At 46.8% G+C, this 20,740-nt stretch carries 28 protein-coding genes, 1 tRNA gene and 1 rRNA gene; 25 read left to right on the plus strand and 5 right to left on the minus strand.

The genetic code is table 11. The annotated features are described in order from the left end of the window. The 7 genes from rrf to tsaD all read left to right on the plus strand — a co-directional run. Positions 1 to 71, plus strand: a 5S ribosomal RNA gene (gene rrf, locus GIW82_RS15075); the annotation flags it as partial. Between the two features lie 21 nt (positions 72 to 92). After that, positions 93 to 165, plus strand: a tRNA-Asp gene (locus GIW82_RS12380). 120 nt (positions 166 to 285) lie between these two features. Further along, positions 286 to 669: a hypothetical protein gene (locus tag GIW82_RS14765; protein WP_195914043.1), complete on the plus strand. Its 384-nt coding sequence runs from the start codon at positions 286 to 288 to the stop codon at positions 667 to 669. A 199-nt stretch (positions 670 to 868) separates the two neighbouring features. Continuing rightward, entirely contained in the window at positions 869 to 1,321 is a 453-nt protein-coding gene (gene tsaE / locus GIW82_RS12385; protein WP_154750261.1) for a tRNA (adenosine(37)-N6)-threonylcarbamoyltransferase complex ATPase subunit type 1 TsaE, read from the plus strand. Beyond that, positions 1,318 to 2,013 carry a tRNA (adenosine(37)-N6)-threonylcarbamoyltransferase complex dimerization subunit type 1 TsaB gene (gene tsaB, locus GIW82_RS12390; protein WP_154750262.1) on the plus strand — a complete coding sequence of 232 codons (696 nt, stop codon included), beginning with the start codon at positions 1,318 to 1,320 and terminating at the stop codon, positions 2,011 to 2,013. The genes tsaE and tsaB overlap by 4 nt, the downstream gene beginning before the upstream one ends. Next, complete coding sequence (rimI, locus tag GIW82_RS12395; RefSeq protein WP_154750263.1) at positions 2,010 to 2,465, plus strand: ribosomal protein S18-alanine N-acetyltransferase; 456 nt, start codon at positions 2,010 to 2,012, stop codon at positions 2,463 to 2,465. Before tsaB ends, rimI begins: the two co-directional genes overlap by 4 nt. Next, a complete protein-coding gene (tsaD, locus tag GIW82_RS12400; RefSeq protein WP_195914044.1) occupies positions 2,458 to 3,474 on the plus strand; it encodes a tRNA (adenosine(37)-N6)-threonylcarbamoyltransferase complex transferase subunit TsaD in 1,017 nt (338 codons plus the stop codon). The genes rimI and tsaD overlap by 8 nt, the downstream gene beginning before the upstream one ends. Before the next feature lie 529 nt (positions 3,475 to 4,003). Here tsaD and GIW82_RS12405 read toward each other — a convergent pair. Next, positions 4,004 to 5,935: an ABC-F family ATP-binding cassette domain-containing protein gene (locus GIW82_RS12405; RefSeq protein ID WP_154750451.1), complete on the minus strand. Its 1,932-nt coding sequence runs from the start codon at positions 5,933 to 5,935 to the stop codon at positions 4,004 to 4,006. A 127-nt stretch (positions 5,936 to 6,062) separates the two neighbouring features. Between GIW82_RS12405 and GIW82_RS12410 the strand changes: the two genes are divergently transcribed. The 3 genes from GIW82_RS12410 to tatC all read left to right on the plus strand — a co-directional run bounded on the left by GIW82_RS12410 (position 6,063) and on the right by tatC (position 7,764). Further along, entirely contained in the window at positions 6,063 to 6,692 is a 630-nt protein-coding gene (locus GIW82_RS12410) for a redox-sensing transcriptional repressor Rex (RefSeq protein WP_154750265.1), read from the plus strand. Between the two features lie 91 nt (positions 6,693 to 6,783). After that, positions 6,784 to 6,972 carry a twin-arginine translocase TatA/TatE family subunit gene (gene tatA, locus GIW82_RS12415; protein ID WP_154750266.1) on the plus strand — a complete coding sequence of 63 codons (189 nt, stop codon included), beginning with the start codon at positions 6,784 to 6,786 and terminating at the stop codon, positions 6,970 to 6,972. A gap of 21 nt (positions 6,973 to 6,993) precedes the next feature. Then, positions 6,994 to 7,764 carry a twin-arginine translocase subunit TatC gene (gene tatC, locus GIW82_RS12420; RefSeq protein ID WP_154750267.1) on the plus strand — a complete coding sequence of 257 codons (771 nt, stop codon included), beginning with the start codon at positions 6,994 to 6,996 and terminating at the stop codon, positions 7,762 to 7,764. 142 nt (positions 7,765 to 7,906) lie between these two features. Here tatC and GIW82_RS12425 read toward each other — a convergent pair whose 3' ends face one another. Continuing rightward, positions 7,907 to 8,662 carry a CPBP family intramembrane glutamic endopeptidase gene (locus GIW82_RS12425; protein ID WP_154750268.1) on the minus strand — a complete coding sequence of 252 codons (756 nt, stop codon included), beginning with the start codon at positions 8,660 to 8,662 and terminating at the stop codon, positions 7,907 to 7,909. A 193-nt stretch (positions 8,663 to 8,855) separates the two neighbouring features. Between GIW82_RS12425 and groES the strand changes: the two genes are divergently transcribed. Both groES and groL read left to right on the plus strand, forming a co-directional pair. Further along, the gene (groES, locus tag GIW82_RS12430; protein ID WP_154750269.1) at positions 8,856 to 9,140 is read left to right on the plus strand and encodes a co-chaperone GroES; all 285 of its coding nucleotides are present in this window, start codon (positions 8,856 to 8,858) and stop codon (positions 9,138 to 9,140) included. Positions 9,141 to 9,177: 37 nt separating this feature from the next. Further along, positions 9,178 to 10,809 carry a chaperonin GroEL gene (gene groL, locus GIW82_RS12435; protein ID WP_154750270.1) on the plus strand — a complete coding sequence of 544 codons (1,632 nt, stop codon included), beginning with the start codon at positions 9,178 to 9,180 and terminating at the stop codon, positions 10,807 to 10,809. A gap of 93 nt (positions 10,810 to 10,902) precedes the next feature. Here groL and GIW82_RS12440 read toward each other — a convergent pair whose 3' ends face one another. Both GIW82_RS12440 and GIW82_RS12445 read right to left on the minus strand, forming a co-directional pair. Continuing rightward, on the minus strand, positions 10,903 to 12,072 hold the full coding sequence (locus tag GIW82_RS12440) for a tyrosine-type recombinase/integrase (RefSeq protein ID WP_154750271.1): 1,170 nt from the start codon (positions 12,070 to 12,072) through the stop codon (positions 10,903 to 10,905). A gap of 142 nt (positions 12,073 to 12,214) precedes the next feature. Continuing rightward, entirely contained in the window at positions 12,215 to 12,709 is a 495-nt protein-coding gene (locus GIW82_RS12445; RefSeq protein ID WP_154750272.1) for a helix-turn-helix domain-containing protein, read from the minus strand. A gap of 97 nt (positions 12,710 to 12,806) precedes the next feature. Here GIW82_RS12445 and GIW82_RS12450 point away from each other — a divergent pair, with 97 nt between their 5' ends. From GIW82_RS12450 to GIW82_RS12500, 11 genes are all read left to right on the plus strand, one after another. After that, on the plus strand, positions 12,807 to 13,037 hold the full coding sequence (locus GIW82_RS12450; protein WP_230309387.1) for a helix-turn-helix transcriptional regulator: 231 nt from the start codon (positions 12,807 to 12,809) through the stop codon (positions 13,035 to 13,037). A 1-nt stretch (position 13,038) separates the two neighbouring features. After that, a complete protein-coding gene (locus tag GIW82_RS12455; protein ID WP_154750274.1) occupies positions 13,039 to 13,338 on the plus strand; it encodes a hypothetical protein in 300 nt (99 codons plus the stop codon). Between the two features lie 5 nt (positions 13,339 to 13,343). Next, positions 13,344 to 14,171: a bifunctional DNA primase/polymerase gene (locus GIW82_RS12460; RefSeq protein WP_154750275.1), complete on the plus strand. Its 828-nt coding sequence runs from the start codon at positions 13,344 to 13,346 to the stop codon at positions 14,169 to 14,171. Continuing rightward, a complete protein-coding gene (locus GIW82_RS12465) occupies positions 14,171 to 15,793 on the plus strand; it encodes a hypothetical protein (protein ID WP_154750276.1) in 1,623 nt (540 codons plus the stop codon). The genes GIW82_RS12460 and GIW82_RS12465 overlap by 1 nt, the downstream gene beginning before the upstream one ends. After that, on the plus strand, positions 15,790 to 16,212 hold the full coding sequence (locus tag GIW82_RS12470) for a hypothetical protein (RefSeq protein ID WP_154750277.1): 423 nt from the start codon (positions 15,790 to 15,792) through the stop codon (positions 16,210 to 16,212). The genes GIW82_RS12465 and GIW82_RS12470 overlap by 4 nt, the downstream gene beginning before the upstream one ends. Before the next feature lie 42 nt (positions 16,213 to 16,254). Further along, complete coding sequence (locus GIW82_RS12475; RefSeq protein ID WP_154750278.1) at positions 16,255 to 16,833, plus strand: hypothetical protein; 579 nt, start codon at positions 16,255 to 16,257, stop codon at positions 16,831 to 16,833. A 1-nt stretch (position 16,834) separates the two neighbouring features. Next, positions 16,835 to 17,050 (plus strand): hypothetical protein, encoded by a 216-nt coding sequence (locus GIW82_RS12480; RefSeq protein ID WP_154750279.1) that lies wholly within the window; start codon positions 16,835 to 16,837, stop codon positions 17,048 to 17,050. Between the two features lie 97 nt (positions 17,051 to 17,147). After that, positions 17,148 to 17,363: a hypothetical protein gene (locus GIW82_RS12485; RefSeq protein ID WP_154750280.1), complete on the plus strand. Its 216-nt coding sequence runs from the start codon at positions 17,148 to 17,150 to the stop codon at positions 17,361 to 17,363. Between the two features lie 2 nt (positions 17,364 to 17,365). Then, complete coding sequence (locus GIW82_RS12490; protein WP_154750281.1) at positions 17,366 to 17,560, plus strand: hypothetical protein; 195 nt, start codon at positions 17,366 to 17,368, stop codon at positions 17,558 to 17,560. Beyond that, entirely contained in the window at positions 17,557 to 17,745 is a 189-nt protein-coding gene (locus GIW82_RS12495) for a hypothetical protein (protein WP_154750282.1), read from the plus strand. Before GIW82_RS12490 ends, GIW82_RS12495 begins: the two co-directional genes overlap by 4 nt. Positions 17,746 to 18,109: 364 nt before the next feature. Continuing rightward, the gene (locus tag GIW82_RS12500) at positions 18,110 to 18,337 is read left to right on the plus strand and encodes a hypothetical protein (RefSeq protein ID WP_195914045.1); all 228 of its coding nucleotides are present in this window, start codon (positions 18,110 to 18,112) and stop codon (positions 18,335 to 18,337) included. Here the strand turns inward: GIW82_RS12500 and GIW82_RS12505 are convergent. Continuing rightward, complete coding sequence (locus GIW82_RS12505) at positions 18,318 to 19,082, minus strand: SDR family NAD(P)-dependent oxidoreductase (RefSeq protein WP_154750284.1); 765 nt, start codon at positions 19,080 to 19,082, stop codon at positions 18,318 to 18,320. The genes GIW82_RS12500 and GIW82_RS12505 overlap by 20 nt on opposite strands. A gap of 332 nt (positions 19,083 to 19,414) precedes the next feature. Here GIW82_RS12505 and GIW82_RS12510 point away from each other — a divergent pair, with 332 nt between their 5' ends. Further along, positions 19,415 to 20,362 (plus strand): sensor domain-containing diguanylate cyclase, encoded by a 948-nt coding sequence (locus tag GIW82_RS12510; protein WP_154750285.1) that lies wholly within the window; start codon positions 19,415 to 19,417, stop codon positions 20,360 to 20,362. Positions 20,363 to 20,483: 121 nt separating this feature from the next. Continuing rightward, positions 20,484 to 20,705, plus strand: a complete 222-nt coding sequence (locus tag GIW82_RS12515) for a hypothetical protein (RefSeq protein WP_154750286.1) — start codon at positions 20,484 to 20,486, stop codon at positions 20,703 to 20,705. Positions 20,706 to 20,740: the final 35 nt, after the last annotated feature.

Consider the following 20,740-nt stretch of genomic DNA (forward strand, 5'->3'; position numbering starts at 1 on the left):
ACGGAAGTTAAGCTCTTTTGCGCCGATGGTAGTTGGGGGTCTCCCCCTGTGAGAGTAGGACGTCGCTAGGCTATTTTCTTTTTTTAAATCATGGTCCCGTGGTGTAGCGGTTAACATGCCTGCCTGTCACGCAGGAGATCGCCGGTTCGATCCCGGTCGGGACCGTCATAAGCAAAGGGAACACAGCGGATTCCGCTGTGTTCCTTTTTTATGGTTCCACAAGAAATATTGGGTGCTCAAACAAGTTGTACGAAAAAAACACGCAACTTCTAACTTCTTTTATATTTGAATTGTCGAGAAACAAGTAAAGAAGAGGAGTTGTGTGCACGTGCATTTTATTATGAATATCCTTGTTCAAAAGATAGAGAGCAGTTTGAGGATCGGTCGTTCAAACGACCTGGCGCGTCCATGATTGCTGCCTTCAAGAATGAGTGGTCCCCAGTTGTCCTGCACAGTATCAAATCCAAAGCCTTCAATGAAGTGGCTGCTCGTCGGCTTCGGCCATCGTCCACGGATTCAATCTGGTGGCGCTTCTGGAATTCTCTGAAGCTGTCCAGCTGCCGCGCTTCATTGTTCTTAACGAAAAACAGCGGCAAACTAACCGAGGAAGAGCGTTGGCAGTTGAAGCGGTATCTCGCGATGGACGAGCGACTGAAACATGCCTCTTAATTGAAGGAAGCGCACGATGCCAAAATACTGCTGACACAAAAGTACAAAATATTGACATACACGTTGGCTAGGAGGGAACAGAACTTCACCTCTCGCCAACATTTGACGGGAAACATGAAAAACAAGGTGAAAGACGAGCTCCTATTGTTTTGCTTTCATCTTTATTTTTCGCTAAACTGAATCGAAGAGGGTGACATAGATGAAACATCAAATCGAAGTAGCTTCCCCTGAGGAAACAGAACGATTGGCGATGCGCCTGTCCAGTTTGTTGCAGCCGGACGACTTGCTGACGTTGGAAGGGGATCTGGGCGCTGGCAAAACAGCTTTTACAAAAGGACTGGCGAAAGGTCTTGGCGTCAAGCGGACCGTCAATAGCCCAACATTCACGATCTTGAAACAATACGAGGGACGGCTTCCGTTGAATCACCTCGACGTCTACCGGTTGGAAGGCAGCGAGGAAGACATCGGGTTCGACGAACTGTTTTCGAGCGGGGCGGTTTCGGTCGTCGAGTGGGCACAGTTCATCGAGGACTATCTACCAAAGGAACGGCTCGCCATCACGATTAGGAAAACATCCGATACTGGCCGTATTTTCAAATTAACGCCTTCGGGTGAACGTTATGAAACTTTATGCAAGGAGCTTGCCTTATGATCTGGTTAGGAATCGATACATCGAGTTCGCCACTGACTGTGGGAATCGTGAAAGATGACCAATTATTGATAGAAGAAACACAGAATTTAAAGATCAACCATTCGCTCACTGCGATGCCGCTTGTTGAAGAATTGATGGAGAAGGCAGGCGTTACAGCGAAGCAGCTGACACATATTGCTGTTGGGGAAGGTCCGGGCTCTTACACAGGGGTACGTATCGGTTTGACGATCGCGAAGACGCTTGCATGGACGCTTGGCATTCCACTGCATCCGGTATCGAGCCTTAAACTATTGGCGGCGAACGAAGAAGGATTTGACGGAATCGTGTGTCCGGTCGTGGATGCACGGCGCGGTACGGCTTTCACGGCAGCTTATGAAGGCAAAGGGCTGACAGTCGTCTACGAAGATCACCATACGGAGATGCAGGGATTCTTACTGAAGCTGAAAGAGATGGAGCGAACTGTTCTGTTTACTGGCAGTGATGTCGAGGTTCACCGGCAAGTGATCGAGGAATTGCTTGGCGAGCATGCGCAGTTCAGTCATCCGCTCAACCGTCTGCCGCGTGCTGGGCAGTTGATTCATTTGGCGATGCAAGGGGAGCCGATTGAAGCGCATGCAGCGACGCCGGAATACCGACGTATTACTGAAGCGGAAGCAAATTACGAGAAAAGCCAAGCAGGCGGTTCCGTATGAGTGACAGTGTGATTTTCCGGAAAATGACGGTTGCCGATGTAGCAGCTGTACATCGCATTGAAGAACTGTCTTTTACTTTGCCTTGGACAAAGGATGCTTTTTACCACGAGATGGTGACGAATGAGCATGCGTACTACGTTGTCGCAGAGATGGAAGAGGGCATTGTCGGCTATTGTGGGATGTGGCTTGTCATCGACGAGAGTCATGTCACGAACGTGGCCATCTTGCCGGAACACCGTGGGAAAAAACTAGGGGAACGGCTCATGGTGGCGGCCATCGAAGCGGCAAAGCAGCAAGGCGCTGTGATGATGTCGCTGGAAGTGCGTGTCAGCAATGAAGTTGCCCAAAATTTATACCGAAAGCTCGGATTTAAAAATGGAGGCATCCGAAAAGGGTACTATACTGATGACCATGAAGATGCTTTAGTGATGTGGGTGAGATTTGATGAATGATGTATATGTATTGGGAATCGAGACGAGCTGTGACGAGACAGCCGCTTCGGTCGTGAAAAATGGAACGGAGATCATCTCCAACGTCGTGGCGTCGCAGATCGAGAGCCATAAACGGTTCGGCGGCGTCGTGCCGGAGATCGCTTCACGTCATCACGTGGAGCAGATTACGTTCGTCATCGAGGAAGCACTCGAGACAAGCGGACTGGCACCGGATCAATTGAGTGCTGTCGCTGTGACGGAAGGGCCCGGACTTGTCGGGGCACTGCTTGTCGGCGTGAATGCGGCGAAAGCTTTTGCCTTTGCCCATGGCTTGCCGCTTGTCGGCGTGCATCACATCGCCGGCCACATTTATGCGAACCGTCTCGAGCAGGAGATGGAGTTTCCGCTTTTGGCACTTGTTATTTCAGGCGGTCATACAGAGCTGATCCTCATGAAAGCGCATGGGGACTTTGAATTGATCGGTGAAACGCGTGACGATGCAGCAGGAGAGGCATATGACAAAGTCGCACGGACATTGAATTTGCCGTACCCGGGTGGTCCGCATATCGACCGGCTGGCGCATGAGAGTGAACAGGCGATCGACTTTCCGCGTTCTTGGCTGGAAGAAGGAAGCTATGATTTCAGCTTTAGCGGCTTGAAGTCTTCAGTGCTGAACTTCATGCACAATGCAGCACAGCGCGGGGAATCCGTGGATCCGAAGCGTGTCGCTGCCGGTTTCCAGGCAAGTGTCGTGGAAGTGGTGACAGGGAAGACGCTGCGTGCTGCACGACAGTACGGCGTGAAGCAAGTGATCGCTGCAGGCGGTGTCGCAGCGAACAAAGGCTTGCGTACGTCACTTGAAGCGACGTTCAAGAAGGAAGACATTCCGTTTTTCATTCCACCACTTCCGTTATGTACGGATAACGCGGCGATGATTGCGGCAGCCGGAACAGTGATGTTTGAAAAGGGCTTGCACCATACGATGAAAATGAACGGACGCCCTGGAATGGAATTGACATCCTGGGGATAACTTAAATAAAAGGGTGTTTTGACTGCCCAAATCAAAAAGACTAGGAAGTGTCACTTTCCTAGTCTTTTTTCGATGAAAAGTTAATAGAAAAAACGCAAAATAACGAGTGTTTATACATCTTTTTTTGACGAATGATTCAGTCTTTGTGAGAACGAATGGACGGAGTGCTGTCAATAGAGAACGTTTGTACTTATGCACAAAATGTGCATAAGTTGTTGGTAAGTAGTACTTGAATCTATATATAGACGAAGTTTTCCACGCGATGATGTGGATAGAAAAATATAAAACTGTGGATAGTGTGCATAATGCTGTGCATAGTCCAGTTTTAGTGTGTTTATAATGGGGATAAGAATGTGGAAATAAAAATGATCAAAAAACCTCTTGACCAATATATAGTAAAGGAAAAAAACTATAAGAAATTTGCGTTCTCAAGTCAAATGTTTTGGGAATCTCTTTTTTTAGAAATGAAAAAAGACCGTTCTATATGCGTGAAAAGAATTCACACACGGAACGGTCTGATTGAAAAGAATCAACCTTCTAGTTTTTCCTGCAAGTCGAGCCACTCAGCCATTTCGGATTCGTGACGGGCTTTCAGTTCTTCGAGCTTTTCCTGGAGTGGCAGTACTTGTTCATGGTCTTTGAAAACTTCCGGATCACAAAGCTGTTCTTCGATCGCTGCTATTTCTTTGTCCAGCCCTTCCATCACGGATTCGGCAGCTTCTGCTTGTCGGCTCCATTGCCGATGCAGCTTTTTCGCTTCTTTGTCGATCTGTGTGGAGGACGGGGGGGTTGCTGCTTGTGCTCCGACAGCGATGCTTGCTTCTTCAAGTGCTTTCAGTTCCGCAGCTTCCAGCTTTTTCTCAACATAATAGTCGTAGTTCCCGAGAAACTCGCTTGTTCCGTCTGTGCGTAATTCCACGACCTTCGTCGCGAGGCGGTTCATGAAGTACCGGTCATGGGAAACGAATAGGATCGTCCCGGGATAATCGATTAAAGCGTTCTCGAGCACTTCCTTACTGTCGAGGTCCAAGTGATTCGTCGGCTCATCGAGAATGAGGACGTTCGCTTTTTGCATCATCAGCTTCGCGAGCGCGACCCGCGCCTTCTCTCCGCCTGACAAGGAAGAAACCGGCTTCAGTACGTCGTCACCGCTGAACAGGAAGCGTCCGAGGATGCCGCGTATGTCCTTTTCATTCATCAACGGGTATTCATCCCATAATTCATTCAGGACGGGCTTATTGCCGCTTAGATTGGCTTGTTCCTGATCATAATAGCCGAACTGGATGCCGGTGCCGTAATGGATGTCTCCGGCAAGCGCTGGCATTTTCTTCAGCAACGTTTTCAGGAGCGTCGATTTCCCGACGCCGTTCGGTCCGACGAGTGCCAGACTTTCCTGGCGGTAGAGCTGGATGTTGATATTACGGGATACCATCTCTTTGTCGTATCCGATGGCAAGATCTTGGATATTCAAGACGTCGTTGCCGCTTTGCTTGTCGATGGAAAAGCCGAAGCGTGCTGATTTCTCGTCGCCTGCCGGTGCATCCATCCAGTTGGTCTTCTCGAGCACTTTGCGCCGGCTCTGAGCCATTTTCGTCGTCGATGCACGTGCCAAGTTGCGCTGCACGTAATCTTCAAGTTTGGCTTTCTCGCTTTGTTGGCGCTCGAACTGCTTCTTGTCCAGCTCATATTGCTTCGCCTTTTCCGCAAGGTAGCGGCTGTAGTTGCCCGTGTACTTCTTCGTGCGGTGACGTGAAACTTCGTAAACCGTCCCGACGAGCTGATCGAGGAAAAAGCGGTCATGCGAGACGATCAACAGTGCGCCTGCATAGTTCTTCAAGTAATTCTCGAGCCAGCTGAGTGTTTCGATGTCCAAGTGGTTGGTCGGCTCATCGAGGATCAGAAGTGCAGGTTTGCTGAGGAGCAGCTTCGCAAGCATCAGGCGTGTCTTTTGTCCGCCGGAAAGAGAGACGACTTTGCGCTCGTAATCTTCCGGGTAGAACTTCATGCCGTGGAGCACCGTTCGCGTCTCCGATTCGAATTGATAGCCGCCAGCGTCCTTGAAAGCATGCTGAAGCTGGTCGTATTCGTCCATCACTTTCGCATATTCTTCCGCATGGTCATAAACGGCAGGATCGGCCATTCTGCCTTCAAGCTTCCGGAGCTCCGCTTCCTGGTCGCGGAAGTGGGCGAAGATGGTCATCATTTCGTCCCAGATGGTCATGTCGCTCTCGAAGTCCGCTTGCTGTTCCATATAACCGATCGTCAAATCCTTCGGCATGATGATATCGCCATTATCGTAGGACAGTTCGCCGGTAATAATTTTTAGTAAAGTTGATTTCCCTGCACCGTTCCGGCCGACTAACGCGACGCGGTCCCGGTGTTTCAATTCCAGCTTCGCACCGGAGAGGATTTCCTCCGCACCGAAAGACTTGGATACATTATTCACTTGCAATACAATCATTTCAGTCACCTCTATTCTTCCTTAGTTTAGCCCATGGCCGTGCGCTTCGCAACGACGTGCAACTTTACATCCAGCAAGGGCTCATGTAAGATAAAATCGGTTCATCTAGAGTGTAGGAGGAATACGGATGTCAGCAGAACAAGCGAAAATTCCACAGGCTACGACAAAACGCCTGCCGCTATATTACCGATTTCTTCAGAACTTCTCGAATGCCGGCCAAACAAGGATTTCCTCCCAGGAGTTGAGCGAAGCGATGAAGATCGATTCAGCGACCATCCGCCGGGACTTTTCTTATTTGGGTGCCTTCGGGAAAAAAGGATACGGCTACGATGTACAGAGCCTTCTCGAGTTTTTCCGCAAGACGCTCGATCAGGAAGAAGCAACGAACGTAGCGCTTATCGGTGTCGGTAATTTAGGGAGCGCCTTTTTGAAATATAATTTCCAGCGTAACCACAATACGAAGATCGTCCTGGCATTTGATTCGAACAGCCCGGAAACAGGCGAGCATATCAGTGGCATCGATACGTATCACCCAGATCTGATCGAAGAGATGATCACAAAATACGATGTCGAAGTCGTCATCTTGACGGTGCCTGCACGGTCAGCACAAGAAGTGACAGACCGCCTGGCTACGACTTCGATCAAAGGGATTCTGAACTTCACGCCAGTCCGGATCGCAGTGCCGGATCACATCCGCGTCCAGACGATTGACCTATCTGTAGAGTTGCAGACATTGATCTACCAGATCAAGCAATAGACGTAAAAAGTTCATATTTTCCGGCCGTTTCCGATTAGCCAAACGCCTATTTTTGATGTACACTGAATACATATTACAGGAGGTGTCTATAATGGCTCCAGGTCCAATGAGTTTAATCATTATCGGGATTGTCGCTTTGATTATTTTTGGCCCGAAGAAATTGCCTGAATTCGGTAAAGCATTCGGTTCTTCTCTCCGTGAGTTCAAATCTGCTACAAAAGGTTTAGTGGATGATGACGACGATAAAGATAAGGAAGTTAAGAAAGACGAGCAAAAGTAATTGTGATAGGATGTCTATTCTATGAACAAAAATGAAATGACCGTTGTCGAACATATAAATGAATTGAGAAAACGGCTGATCATTATCGCCGTTTTCTTTCTGTTAGCGCTCATTGCGAGCTTTTTCTTGACCGAACCGCTGATCCAGTATTTGCAGTACAGCAGTGAAGCGGAGCGGCTGACGCTGAACGCCTTCAAGATTACAGATCCGATCATGATTTTCATCCAAGTCATGATGATTTTGGCGCTCTTCATCATTTCGCCAGTCATCATGTACCAAGTATGGGCATTCATCAGTCCGGGTCTGCATGAGAAGGAGCGGCGTATGACACTCGGATACATCCCCTTTACAATGATCCTGTTTGCAGGAGGCGTGGCGTTCTCGTACTTCGTCCTGTTTCCTTATGTCATCGGCTTCATGCTGAACATTTCCGAAACGCTGCAGATTCAGGAGACGATCGGGATCAATGAATATTTCTCGTTCCTGTTCCAGATCACACTGCCATTCGGCTTTGTGTTCGAACTACCGGTCTTGATGCTATTCTTGACGCGTCTCGGCATCATTACGCCGATGCTTATGTCGAAGTACCGGAAGTATGCATACTTCATCCTCATTGTCCTTGCAGCATTCATCACACCGCCAGACCTTGTGTCACATGTACTTGTGACGGGCCCATTGTTATTGCTGTATGAGCTGAGTATCCTGATTGCGCGTGTCGGCTACCGAAAGTATTTGAAAGCCGAACAGCATCGCATCATTCTTGAACAAGAAGAAAGCCTTCCGCCGAATTGATCGGTGGAAGGCTTTCTTTCGTGTTACAGACTCCAGCGCCCAGATTCTCGGGTCATAAGCCATTCCGGCTCCACGGCAAGGAGCGCCGCTCTGCCGAACCGTCTTATGCCTGTCGAATCTAAACGGGCGCTTCCGCTTTTCGTTATTGCATATTCTCAAGTTGTTTCAGGAAGTTCTCGATCTTGTCCATATTGAGGTTGATGACCATGACGTATCCGTTTAGTAAGATATGCGCGATGATTGGCGTAATGATCCGCTTCGTGTGTTGATACAAGAACGCCAGGATCAGACCGGTCGCGAAGTACAACAGCAAGTGCGTGAAGTCGACGTGTACGAGCGCGAAGACGAGTGCGGAGACCGCTGTCGCGAAGAAGAAGTTCGTCGTCTGGTTCAATGAGCCGAAGATGACACGACGGAATACGAGCTCTTCAAGGATCGGACCGAATAGGACGACTGCCACAATCGCGACTGGTGCGACTTTCGCGATGGTTACAAGAGAAGATGTGTTCTCAGATCCAGGCTCGATGCCGATTGCCATTTCGATCATTGCAGCGAGCGTCTGGCCGAGCAGGAGCATGAAAAACCCGAGCACGCCCCACAGGACCGCGATGGCGTAATTGGCCGGCTTGCCTTTCCAGATGTTGAAGAAGTTCTTATCGCGCAAGATGAAGAACAGCGCGACCATACAGCCGATCCCCATCGACCAGAAAATGAGCCAGCCAGATGTCGCAGCTTCGGCCAGATCGAAGTCCATTCCTTGCCCTTGGAAGTAGTTGAAGACAGGCAGGACGAACAGTACCGGCAACAGCTGGACGGCGACGAAGACCAGCAGGATGTATAAAGGGGTTCGTTTAAACTTCCGCGTACTCTTTTTCCGCGGTTTACCGGTTGATTTCATATATGCAATTCCTTTCGTGAAACAGCGTAATTTAATTGTATGGCTTCGAAAAGATTTGCGCAAAGAATTCGAAACATTGGAGGTTTACGCTTGCAAAATGAGCAGTGGTTTATTAAACTAGGAAGTGGGTTAGCACTCGGAGGTCGAGAGTGCTAATATACAAACAGCAAACCATTTGAGGAGGGTGTTTCAATTGTTAAAACCATTAGGAGATCGTGTCATTATTGAGCTCGTAGAAGCGGAAGAGATGACTTCAAGCGGAATCGTTCTGCCGGGATCGGCTCAGGAAAAACCGCAGGAAGGCAAAGTAATCGCTACAGGTAGCGGTGTCATCCGCGACAATGGGGAGCGCACTGAACTGGAAGTCAAAGAAGGCGACCGGATCATCTTCTCGAAATATGCAGGAACTGAACTGAAATATGAAGGCAAAGAATATTTGATCATCCGTGAAAACGACATTTTAGCAATCGTCGGTTAATCACTATCATATCATTCATTAGAGGAGGAAGCATACGATGGCAAAAGAAATCAAATTCAGCGAAGACGCACGCAGCTTGATGTTGCAGGGCGTAGATAAATTGGCAGATGCGGTGAAAGTGACACTTGGACCTAAAGGGCGCAACGTCGTTCTTGAGAAGAAATTCGGTGCACCACTGATCACGAATGACGGCGTAACGATCGCCAAAGAAATCGAACTGGAGAACGCATTCGAGAATATGGGCGCGAAACTGGTAGCGGAAGTCGCTTCGAAAACGAACGACATCGCTGGTGACGGAACGACGACAGCAACAGTTCTTGCACAAGCAATGATTCGTGAAGGTCTGAAGAACGTAACAGCTGGTGCGAACCCTGTCGGCATTCGCCGCGGCATCGAATCGGCAGTTGAAACAGCTGTCAGCGAATTGAAGACGATCTCCAAGCCGATCGAAGGCAAAGAATCGATCGCACAAGTTGCGGCGATTTCATCCGGCGACGAAGAAGTCGGCAAGTTGATTGCTGAAGCGATGGAGCGTGTCGGCAACGACGGAGTCATCACATTGGAAGAATCAAAAGGCTTCACAACAGAGCTTGACGTTGTGGAAGGAATGCAGTTCGACCGCGGTTACCAGTCTCCGTACATGGTGACGGATTCCGATAAGATGGAAGCGGTTCTTGATAACCCGTACATCTTGATTACAGACAAGAAAGTCGGCAACATCCAGGAAATCCTGCCGATCCTTGAGCAAGTCGTCCAGCAAAGCAAACCGCTTCTGATCATCGCAGAAGACGTTGAAGGCGAAGCGCTTGCGACACTCGTTGTCAACAAACTCCGCGGCACGTTCAACGCAGTGGCAGTCAAAGCACCAGGCTTCGGAGACCGCCGCAAAGCAATGCTTGAAGACATCGCAGCTCTTACAGGCGGCGAAGTCATCACAGAAGAACTTGGTCTTGAACTGAAATCCACAAGCATCATGCAGCTTGGCCGCGCGTCGAAAGTTGTCGTATCGAAAGAAAACACGACAATCGTCGAAGGAGCAGGCGACCAAGAGAAAATCGTTGGCCGCGTGAACCAGATCCGCAGCCAGCTGGAAGAAACGACTTCTGAATTCGACAAAGAGAAATTGCAGGAGCGCCTGGCGAAGCTTGCTGGCGGCGTTGCAGTGATCAAAGTCGGAGCGGCTACTGAAACAGAACTGAAAGAACGCAAACTCCGCATCGAAGACGCGTTGAACTCGACGCGCGCAGCAGTCGAAGAAGGCATCGTCGCAGGCGGTGGTACAGCACTTATCAACGTCTACAAAGCAGTTGAAGCCTTGACTGAAAACGTCGAAGGCGACGAAGCGACAGGTGTCCGCATCGTGCTTCGTGCACTTGAAGAACCAGTTCGCCAAATCGCGGCGAACGCAGGCATGGAAGGATCCATCATCGTTCACCGCCTGAAAGACGTTGAAGTCGGCGTCGGCTACAACGCAGCGAACGGCGAATGGGTCAACATGGTAGAAGAAGGCATCGTCGACCCGACAAAAGTGACGCGTTCCGCACTTCAGAACGCAGCATCTGTCGCAGCGATGTTCCTCACAACTGAAGCAGTCGTTGCAGACATCCCGCAACCGGAAGCGCCAATGGGCGGCATGCCGGACATGGGTGGCATGGGCGGCATGATGTAATAAACACCCCACAACCTTGATATAACAGGGTTTGTGGGGTTGTTTTTTTATTTTAGGCAACAAAAAGGCAACAATGAAATTAATTTTACTCTTTTATTGCAGTTTTGCGGTCAATTCAGATAGGTGATTAGTGAATAATTGTGAAGCATTATCTTTTACATTTTTTGTCATGTGGCTGTAGATGTTCATTGTAGTATGAATATCGGTATGTCCGGCTCTTCTTTGTATTTCAGCAATTGGAACATTCGCTTCAATCAGCAATGAAATATTCGTATGTCGGAAGCTATGGGGGGTGATGTGCTTTTCGATGTCCATCTTCTTCATGAGTCGCTGCAAACGGATAGCAACCTTTTTCATTGTGGGCGGATAACCCTGTTCGTCAGCGAAGATGAACCCTTGATCGTTATATACTCTTCTGTTCTTCATTTTAACTTCCTTCTGCTGCTTTAAGTGCGCTTTCAGTAATTGGATAACAAATTGATCTAATTGGAATTTGCGGATAGACCCCCTTGTTTTCGGAGTCAGCAGCTTAAAATCCTTTTTGCTATTCTTTGGATTGTAATAAGTCTTAGTGACGCTAATCTCATTTGTTTGAAAGTCGATGTCCGATTCTTTTAATGAAATCAACTCCCCAATGCGCAGCCCCGAATATGCCAGGGTAGCGAATACCACTAAATCATCTTTTAACCCTTCATCCTTTGCCAAGAGTAAAAACTTGGTCAACTCTTCACGATCTAAGAAGTTTTCCATTACCTCAGCTTCATCTTCCACAATATCTTTAGTCATACGTGGTTTTTCAAAGTGTTCAGTCGGATTATATTTAATCATCTTCAATTTAAGCGCATGAGTGAAAATCATTCGGCCAGTCGTATGGATGCTATCAAGATAGTTTGCGCTCATGGTCAAACTCAAAGTGTCTAAATGTTCCTGATACATGCTCATTGTGATGCTGCTTATAGGGTGATGCTCCCAAGCGTCCAGTAGCCGCTTCCCTGCTATTGATCTAGCCCGGACGCTAGAAACCTTAGCCCGCTTCTCATAATGCGCCAACCATTGCTGAAAGAAGTCACCAAATGTCATTTTCGACTCTTTTAAATATGTCCCTTGCTTTAATTCTTCTTCAATGCGCCGGGCTTCATGCTTTGCTGCTGTTTTAGTACGAAAGCCGGACTTTCTGATTTTTGTATACTTCCCGCTCACCGGGTCTTTGCCAGCACTTATTACATATTCCCAAGAACCGCTTTTCTCTCGAAAGTGTGCCATCTTCTATTACCTCCTCTTTCTTATATCTTGTAAAAACATCGTAATTATCGTAATAGCGTAATATCCCCTTGCTATCACTGGCTTCAGCCCATTACGATAAATTTCCTCATCGTCATTAGATTACGATAAATATGGCGATGGCCTATTTTTTAAGTAAATTTTCTAATGCTTTTTTAATTTCAACCTGCTTCTTTTTATCAATAAATAACTCTATTGAATCAGTATCTTCAGCAATATATAATGCATCCTCTAAAATAATTTCCATAACTTGTGTTATGAATAGGGTTGAATTTCTATCAATAGGTTTACCATCGTACGAATATTTACGGAGTGTAGCCCCTTGAATGAAATCTTTTAAATCTTGATCTTTTGTGTTTTCAATAACATGGGCTATTTTCTTTTCGTCTCCTCCTGCAATATATCCAGCAGCAAACATTAGATCGTTATAATCTGTTCCCAAAGCCTTAGCAATTTTTTTCAAAACATCTGGGTTGGGCTTTCTTCCTTTTTGGGTGCGTGGATCGTAACCTTTCTCCAGTGTACTTAGATAGGTATGACTTATACCTGCTTCGTCTGATACTGTTCTTAATGACTTTTTCCCTCTTAATTTCCGCAAATACTCCCCGAATTCATTCATTTGTATCGCTCCTTAATAGTTATACTTTACATAATTGTATACCATGGTTGACATAGTAGCAAGTTATATTATATACTTGTGGCAGGAGGTGGAATTCATGATTAACAATAAACTGAAATTATTTAGGAAAGAAAGAGGTATGTCAGTTACCGAACTTGCTAAAAGATCCAAACTAAGTCGCATTACAGTTAGTAACGTGGAGAATGGTTTCAGCAACCCAACTATTAAAACGATTTCTGCAATCTGCGAAGTTTTAGGAAAAGAGCCGAAGGATATTTTTTTTACCGATGTTGTAAACCATGGTGTACAAAAAGAGGAGGTGCGCTAATATGATTCACATTGAATTGAATGAAGAAGAAATGAAAGAAATCTATATAAAAATGGTGGAAGAGAAGTTGGTGGATCTTGAAGCGGAAACATTCTTTTTGAATAGCAAGCAGCTTCAAAAGTTTGTGGGGATTGGGTGGAATTCAATCACTAGCCATTTAATGAGTGACCCAAACTTTCCAGCTATCAGATTAGGCAATAAATGGTTATTCCCCCGCCATGAAGTTGAGCAGTACATGAAGAAATATTATCAAGCTGTCCGAGACAGTGGTGGCGACATTATCAAATATAAAAGGAAGTGAACCGAATGGAGAACGCAAACCTAAAGGCAGCTATCGCATACAGTCAGCGGCTTCAGTGGGCGGTGTTCCCTCTTCATTCAATTGAAGGCGGTCAGTGTACGTGTAAGCGGTCATGCGGCAGTCCTGGCAAGCATCCAAGGACTCAAAACGGTTTGAAGGATGCTACAACAAATGTTGTAGTTATTGAAAAATGGTTCACGATGTGGCCGGACAGTAATATTGGAGTCGCCACAGGGGTCGCTAGTGGATTTTGGGCATTAGACGTTGACCGTCATGGGGTAAATGGTTTTGAAGCATTGGAGCAGCTAACGGATCACTTTGGAAAGCTGCCGGACACGGTCGAAGCCATTACAGGCGGTGACGGTTCGCATTTACTCTTTAAGCATCATGAAGGAATCGGCAACAAAGCGGATTTACTGCCAGGAATTGACGTTCGGGGCGAGGGTGGATATATCGCAGTTTCCCCTTCCAAGCATCAAAGCGGCAAAATTTATAGTTGGGAACTTTCGAGTCACCCTTTGGAAATTAACATCGCAGAAGCCCCACAGTGGCTATTGAACATGGTCAACAAACCAAAGGCAGCAACGCCCGTTAAACAGCCGACAGGGCACTGGCAAATGCTGATGAATGGCATATCAGAGGGCGGCAGAAATTCGGCAGCGACTTCATTAGCCGGGCATCTTTTCCGCAGATACGTTGAACCTTCCTTAATCGTGGAAATCATGCAGCTATGGAACGGACGCAATGATCCCCCTCTTGAGCAAAGGGAATTGGAAATCATCATCAATTCAATTGCTGGCAAGGAATTAGCCCGGAGAAAAGGAGGTAAGTAATGGAGAATGTAATTGCTTTAGAGGAATTGGAACAAAACAAAGATGTCGGTTCTGAAGAACGCAAAACGCAAGCGCAAATATTAGTGGGCCTGGCATCCGATATGCTGCTATTTTATGACGAGCAAGGCAGCGCATACGCCAAGGTTAAAGTAAAAAATCATCATGAAATATGGCCCATCCGATCCAGCGACTTGAAACTGATTCTTATTGGCCGCTACCTGGAATTGAACGAAGATAAAGCCCCAGGCGGACAAGCGATGTCAGACGCTTTAACTGCATTGGAAGCGAAAGCACGAATTCATGGAGAAAAAAGCAACGTTCATGTCCGAATTGCTGAAACGGAAGATGCAATCTATTTAGATCTTTGCAATGAAGAGTGGCAAGTCGTGGAAATAAAAAAAGAGGGCTGGCAAGTGGTCGATGAATCCCCCGTTTACTTCAAACGGTCGAGAATCATGCAGCCAATCGCAGCACCTACTAAAAATGGTCGTGTGGAGGATTTAAAGCCGTTCATTAACTTTAATGATGAATCAGATTATAAGTTAATTATAGCATGGTTACTATCGACATTCAAAGAAGATTCGCCCTTCCCTATCCTTACCATACAGGGCGAACAAGGTTCATCTAAAAGCACCACAACCAAGGTTTTAAGGGCATTGATTGACCCGTCCAGCTTGCCGCTCCGAGCATTGCCGAAGGACGAAAAGGATCTCGCTATTGCGGCCAACAATACATGGATATTGGCGTTTGATAATTTAAGTGGTTTGTCTAATCCAATGTCTGATGCCCTGGCGAAGCTATCAACAGGCGGTGGATTGGCTACCCGAAAACTATACAGTGATGATGAGGAATCCGTATTCCAAATTATGCGCCCGGCTATCCTAAACGGCATTGACGACATTGGAAAGCGGCAGGATTTATTAGACCGCTCCATTGTGATAAACCTCCCATCTATTCCGGAAAGCAAACGGACGGATGAAAAGACGTTTTGGAAAGAATTCAATTCGAAGAAATCAGACATACTAGGCGCACTTTGTACCATCATAAGTGGCGCACTTGCTCGCTTGCCGACTACAACGTTAGCCAGCAAGCCGAGAATGGCCGACTTTGCCTTATGGATCACGGCAGCGGAGAAGTCCTTAGAATGGCATCCTGGCGAGTTTATGGCTATCTACAATAGCAACCGTGACAAAGCTATTGACCAAGGGTTAGAATCAGATCCCTTTGCTACCGCAGTAATGGAATTAATCAAGCGCAATGATGAGTGGATCGGCAATGCTTCACAACTTCTATCTGAAGCCGCACGTTTTGCGGATGAGCGCACAACTAGGAGCAACGCATGGCCGACTGCCAGGAGCGTCCGAAATCGTCTAAGGCGCATCAATCCAGCTTTAAAGAAAAAGTCCATCCTCTATGTCGAATGGGAGAATAAAATGAGCAAAACGCTAAAGCTTGCCATTATTAATGACGATAAATCCAAAACATCGCCATTAGATTACGATGAAGAAAAAACATCGTCATTGCTTAAAGTCAGTGATACCAAGGCTAATGACGATAATGACGATAATGACGATAATTCCTCTCTACTTCTATTAGAACAGGAAGAGGATTTAGTTTTATGAGTGAAGCCGTGAAAATGATAGAACATCTTGAATCTATCGGACACGGATTAATATTGGAGGGTGACAGCTTGCGGATCTTGCGAGGGCAGACCCTCCCGCACTCATTCAAAAGTGAGTTGGTTAAACAGAAGCATAATATAATGGATGCTTTAAGGCAGGATGAGCAGATTAAAGAAATTGGTGGAATGGTCGGTATCACTGGCACTCTTTACTTATGGTCTGTTAGTCGCTTCAGTACCGCTTATATGGAAATGATGGGTGGTGGATGGATTGCCTATCGTGAAAGTTATGTGCCCGGCAAGAGCACCGCCAGCAGCTATAAACTCATAAGTGAAGGGAATACGTTTGATTATGTATTCAGCAAGTATAAAAGCTACATCGAATATACAACCGAGAAGAGAAAAAATGTGACGAATTGAAATATGCAACTCAACAATTAAACTAATGGAGGAATGGACAATATGACAAAAGCGATTGAAGAACATTACGAAAAAGCCAAACAACGCCAGGTAAAAATCGAAGAACTGAAACAGAAGATCCAGCAGAATAAAACGGATCTTGTCAGTAAACAGGCAGCTTACAAAAACAGTGTGGCAGAAGGTGACGACGTTTTAACAGATTCCCTCTTTCATGAAGTGGAAGCGTTGCAGTCGCAAATCAAAGCCGATGAACACAAATTCCGCACGCTGAACGATGCCACGTCAGAATTCCTTAAAGCGGACGCGGTGGCCGTCGTGAAGTCTTACACGGACGATGTGCGGGCGGTTCACCAGGAGAAAGCGGATAACGCATTGCTGGCGGTAGAGGAAGCGAAACAGGCGTATATCAAAGCCTTGGACGTTGTGGACGGTATCGACGATGCTTTCAAGGCTGATACACGCAAATATCAGCAGCTTATCAAGAAACGGAATCTCACAAAGGCAGACGTAAACACAGACGGGAATATTCTGCTTCATAAAATTGAATATCCGACAGATATCATTCCGCGGAAAATCAATCTCGGGGTAAGCAGCGAAGATATTAAAGAAGGAGGAAATTAATATGTCGAAATTAAAAATGCCAACAGATCTGAAAAAACTTTTAGCAGTACAGGGTGCGAATGATGAAGCGATCCAGCTAGTGGAAAGCTATTTCAACAGCCAAGCAGAAGCTCTTGTAGAACAATCAAGGACGGAGCAGCAGGAACGGCCGAAACAGCAGTCGGAAACTCCACGATCCAAGCAAGAGATGGCAAGACAAGCACGCCTAATTAAGTGAAAACTGCTGCTTAGTGAGGGAGTTTATGGCGTTTTCTGTCATGCTAAATTCCCATGAAAGCCAGCTATAGCAATCATTGAGTGAAGGGGGTGGGGGTATGGTCAAGGAAAGACGGTTAAACAAGCCCAGCGACATTAAGAACCTCATGGCAGAACAGATTAACCAATTGCGGAATAATGCCGAGTTAGACCCTGTTCAAAAAGCTAAAGCTATAGGGTACTTAGCTAATACGTCATTATCTGCATACAAAGAAGGCGAAGGCATGGAGAAATTGGAGAAAATACAAAAAATGCTGGAAGAAAGGGGTTACTAATTATGAGCATCTTAAACGCAGCAAGACGGATTGAACAGCAGTTATCCAAAAAGAAAGCTGATTCAGTAGTTAAATTCTTTGATAGTCATGAAGCATATCAAGAAGCATTTAATGGAGGAACGATCCGCAGCAATGACATTTGCTTTATAAACGATGTGCCGGATGATGACCCGGATGAAGGAAGCGTGATCCAATGAGTTTAAGAGACAAGGCGCAGGCGTTGGAACGCAGGGTGAAGCCGAAGCCACAGAGCGTTGAATTCATTATAAGGATCAATCCTTGTTATGAGTGTGAAGGGTGCGAGAAGTGCGAGGAATACTATCAAGAAATTGAAGGCGATCCGCATGGGAAGGTTATCAATGTAGAAGGTGAAGAAGATTGAATGGAGAGGGCGACTTGTAACCGAGTCGCTTTTTCTTATGGGCAATATTAGCGGCCTAACAGACAATTACCCGCAGTCGAAAAGTTAGCGGGCTTAGAATCGCAATGCCAGGGGACAAAAAGGCAACAATTCGGCAATAATGGATTGATTCAGTAGAACAGACTATGAAAAAGAAAGTAGATTTTATGAGGTGAAACAGTGTATTCAATAGAAGGAAAAACCCCAAAAAACAGCTAAGTCAATGGGCGGCATGATGTAAGCTGTACCATTTCACGAAATAAGAAGAAACCCCGAACGAGCAATGGCTCGTTCGGGGTTTCTTCTGTTTTGTGGTTGGAGGCGAGGAGTGGTGGAATGCGCCGTTTTGGGAAAAACGCAACCAAATGCTCCTGCATCGCTTCGCTGCTTCGTCGCAGAAGCAGCGGCCGGACTACCTCAGTCCACCGCTCCCGCAACCAACCTCAAAAAGAACTACACCAAAAACAATCCGAAGAAAAATGTTCTTTTCTCCGGCTTGTTTTTGATTAAGTTTGATGCGGTTTTGGAGGAGAGCATCCGGCTCCGTCTTTTTCTCAATTCGGTTTGCGCTTAGGCGTGAACGGATAAATAGGGTCCATCAATTCGAACGCATAGCTCTCGCCGTTCACTTTCCCGAGTACCTGGTCGCTGTCGTAAAGGGCCAGCAGGAACTGGGCCATTTCTTTGGCAGTATGGAATTTCTGGACATTGTCGCTGTAGCTGAACGAATCCAGCTCGCGGGCGGTCAGGACAAACTCCGTTTCGGTCATGGCGGGCGCAAGGATTTTCACTTTCATCGGCGCACCTTCATCACGCAATTCCTGTGCAAGCCCTTCCGTGAAGGCACTCACGAAAAACTTCGTCGCTGCGTAAGACACTCCGTTCGCTGGGATCCGGTAGCCCACATCAGATGAGACGTTGATCAATTGCGTGCCTTCTTTATCAGAATAATCCTGCACGTACAAAGTCGAGAGAGTAGTGAGTGCTTCGACGTTCACCCGCAGCATCTTTTCGATTTTGCCGACCGGCTGATCCGTAACCGACGAGCTGTTGCCGAAGCCTGCGTTGTTGACCCACGTTTCGATGTCGTATTCTTTGAGACTTTCATACAGCGCGTGCACTTGTTCACTTTCTGAAAGGTCGGCCGATTTGATGACGACGTCCATGCCGGCGTCCAGGCTATCGATCTTTTCTTTCAGTTCGTTGAGCCGGTCTTTCCGTCTTGCGACCAAGATCACGTTTTTGTCCCGTGACGCAAAAGCAAGTGCAGCTTCGTAGCCGATGCCGGAGCTGGCGCCAGTGATGACGGTGTACTTCATTCCCATTCCTCCCATGTAAGTTGATTCGAGCTACCACTATCGTACTGTTTCCACTGATCAGAAGGCAACTGGAGCGAACCTTCCGCGCTGTAAGAATCTTTTTGCTGTTATGCAGAAAATCCAGTGGTTCGGTCCTGAATCGGAATCCATGTTACACTTAAGAAAGTGTGTAAAATTTAGACATTTTCTTACAAATGGAAGCGTATTTCAAGTGGAATCCGTGTTGTTTAAGGGTATAGTAAAGTATCAAGGGTTTTTGGGAATATGATGGAAACGGCTTTCTGCGGACGAGCGGCAGTCAAAAGGGAAAAACATGAAGGAAGGGGTGCGACATGGCGTTTACTTTACATGAATTGCAGATGTATAAGAATTTTGATGAACTGGCGAAAGACATGCTGGAATTAGCGACGGAAATTTTGCCTGATCAAATGCTTTATATCAGTTCTTTCACGGACAAGGAACAGGTGATTATGAAGATGACGAATCCGAATCCGCAGATTCTAGTAGCTGAAGGAATGAGCATCGACCTCGAGCGGACCATTTGCAAACGTGTGGATTTTGAGCGGAATTATCCGTTGGTTTATGAAGATGTAGAAGATGCGATGACACCGGAAGAAATACGGAGGATCCTTGGACAAGTCAATATCAAGTCTTATTTAGGGCTTCCGATTTCACTGGTCAACGGGCAGCGCTTCGGTACCTTATGTGCAGTCCATAATGAAAGCAGCACGTTTGACGCGAAGAGCATCGACTTGCTTCAGCGGCTTGTCCGAATGTTTTCATATTACTTGGAGCTGGAGAGTGTCGCTTACCGGGATGCACTGACAGCCCTGTACAACCGTCATTACCTTGCGAAGTATTTTGAAAACCATTCCGAAAAAGGCGGCAGTATTTTCTTCCTCGACCTGGATGGTTTTAAAGAGGTCAATGACGAGCATGGCCATGACGTAGGCGATCTCGTGCTGAAGGAAGTCGCCTTGCGGCTTGAGAAAATCGCTTATTCATTCGATGAAGCGTTCGTCGTCCGCCTGGGCGGAGATGAGTTCATTTTCTATTTCCCTGAAATTCTCAACCGTGAAGAATTGGGGAGACGCGCGGAACTGGTGCTGGAAGGGTTGAGCTCCTGGGGAGATGATTACAAACTCTCGACAAGTATCGGAATTGCCTCTTTCCCTGCCCAGAGCGGTCCGGATTTGACGATCTTGCTGAAGAATGCGGACGAGGCTTTGTATCAGTCCAAATCAGCGGGGAAAAATACGTATACTTTTTTTGAGAAGTGACATGGGAAAAACTCGGGGTGTTCAGGCACTGGAAGACGCCCCGTGCTATAATAAAGAACTTAAGAAGGCTTTCCTGTTCCAAGGAGAACCGCCTGCCAATAAACGATAGAGGTGTAATCGAATGAACAAACGATGGACAATCGATAAAATCAAAACATTCGTGGAGAACAACTCCGATAGCAAATTGCTGTCGTCGGAGTATCACGGATTTTCACAGAAGCTGCTGTTCAAATGTGCGTGCGGCAATAATTTCGAGAAGACGTTCACGAAATTCAACAAGAACCACCAGCGTAAATGTGACGTATGCCAGCCGCCGAAAGCTTCGCGCGGCGCGGAGAAATAAGATGGGTGCTGCTTCCTGATCACCGGGAGCGGCAT

Origin of the sequence: Planomicrobium sp. YIM 101495, from assembly GCF_009707665.1 — a bacterium.
Taxonomy (GTDB): domain Bacteria; phylum Bacillota; class Bacilli; order Bacillales_A; family Planococcaceae; genus Planococcus.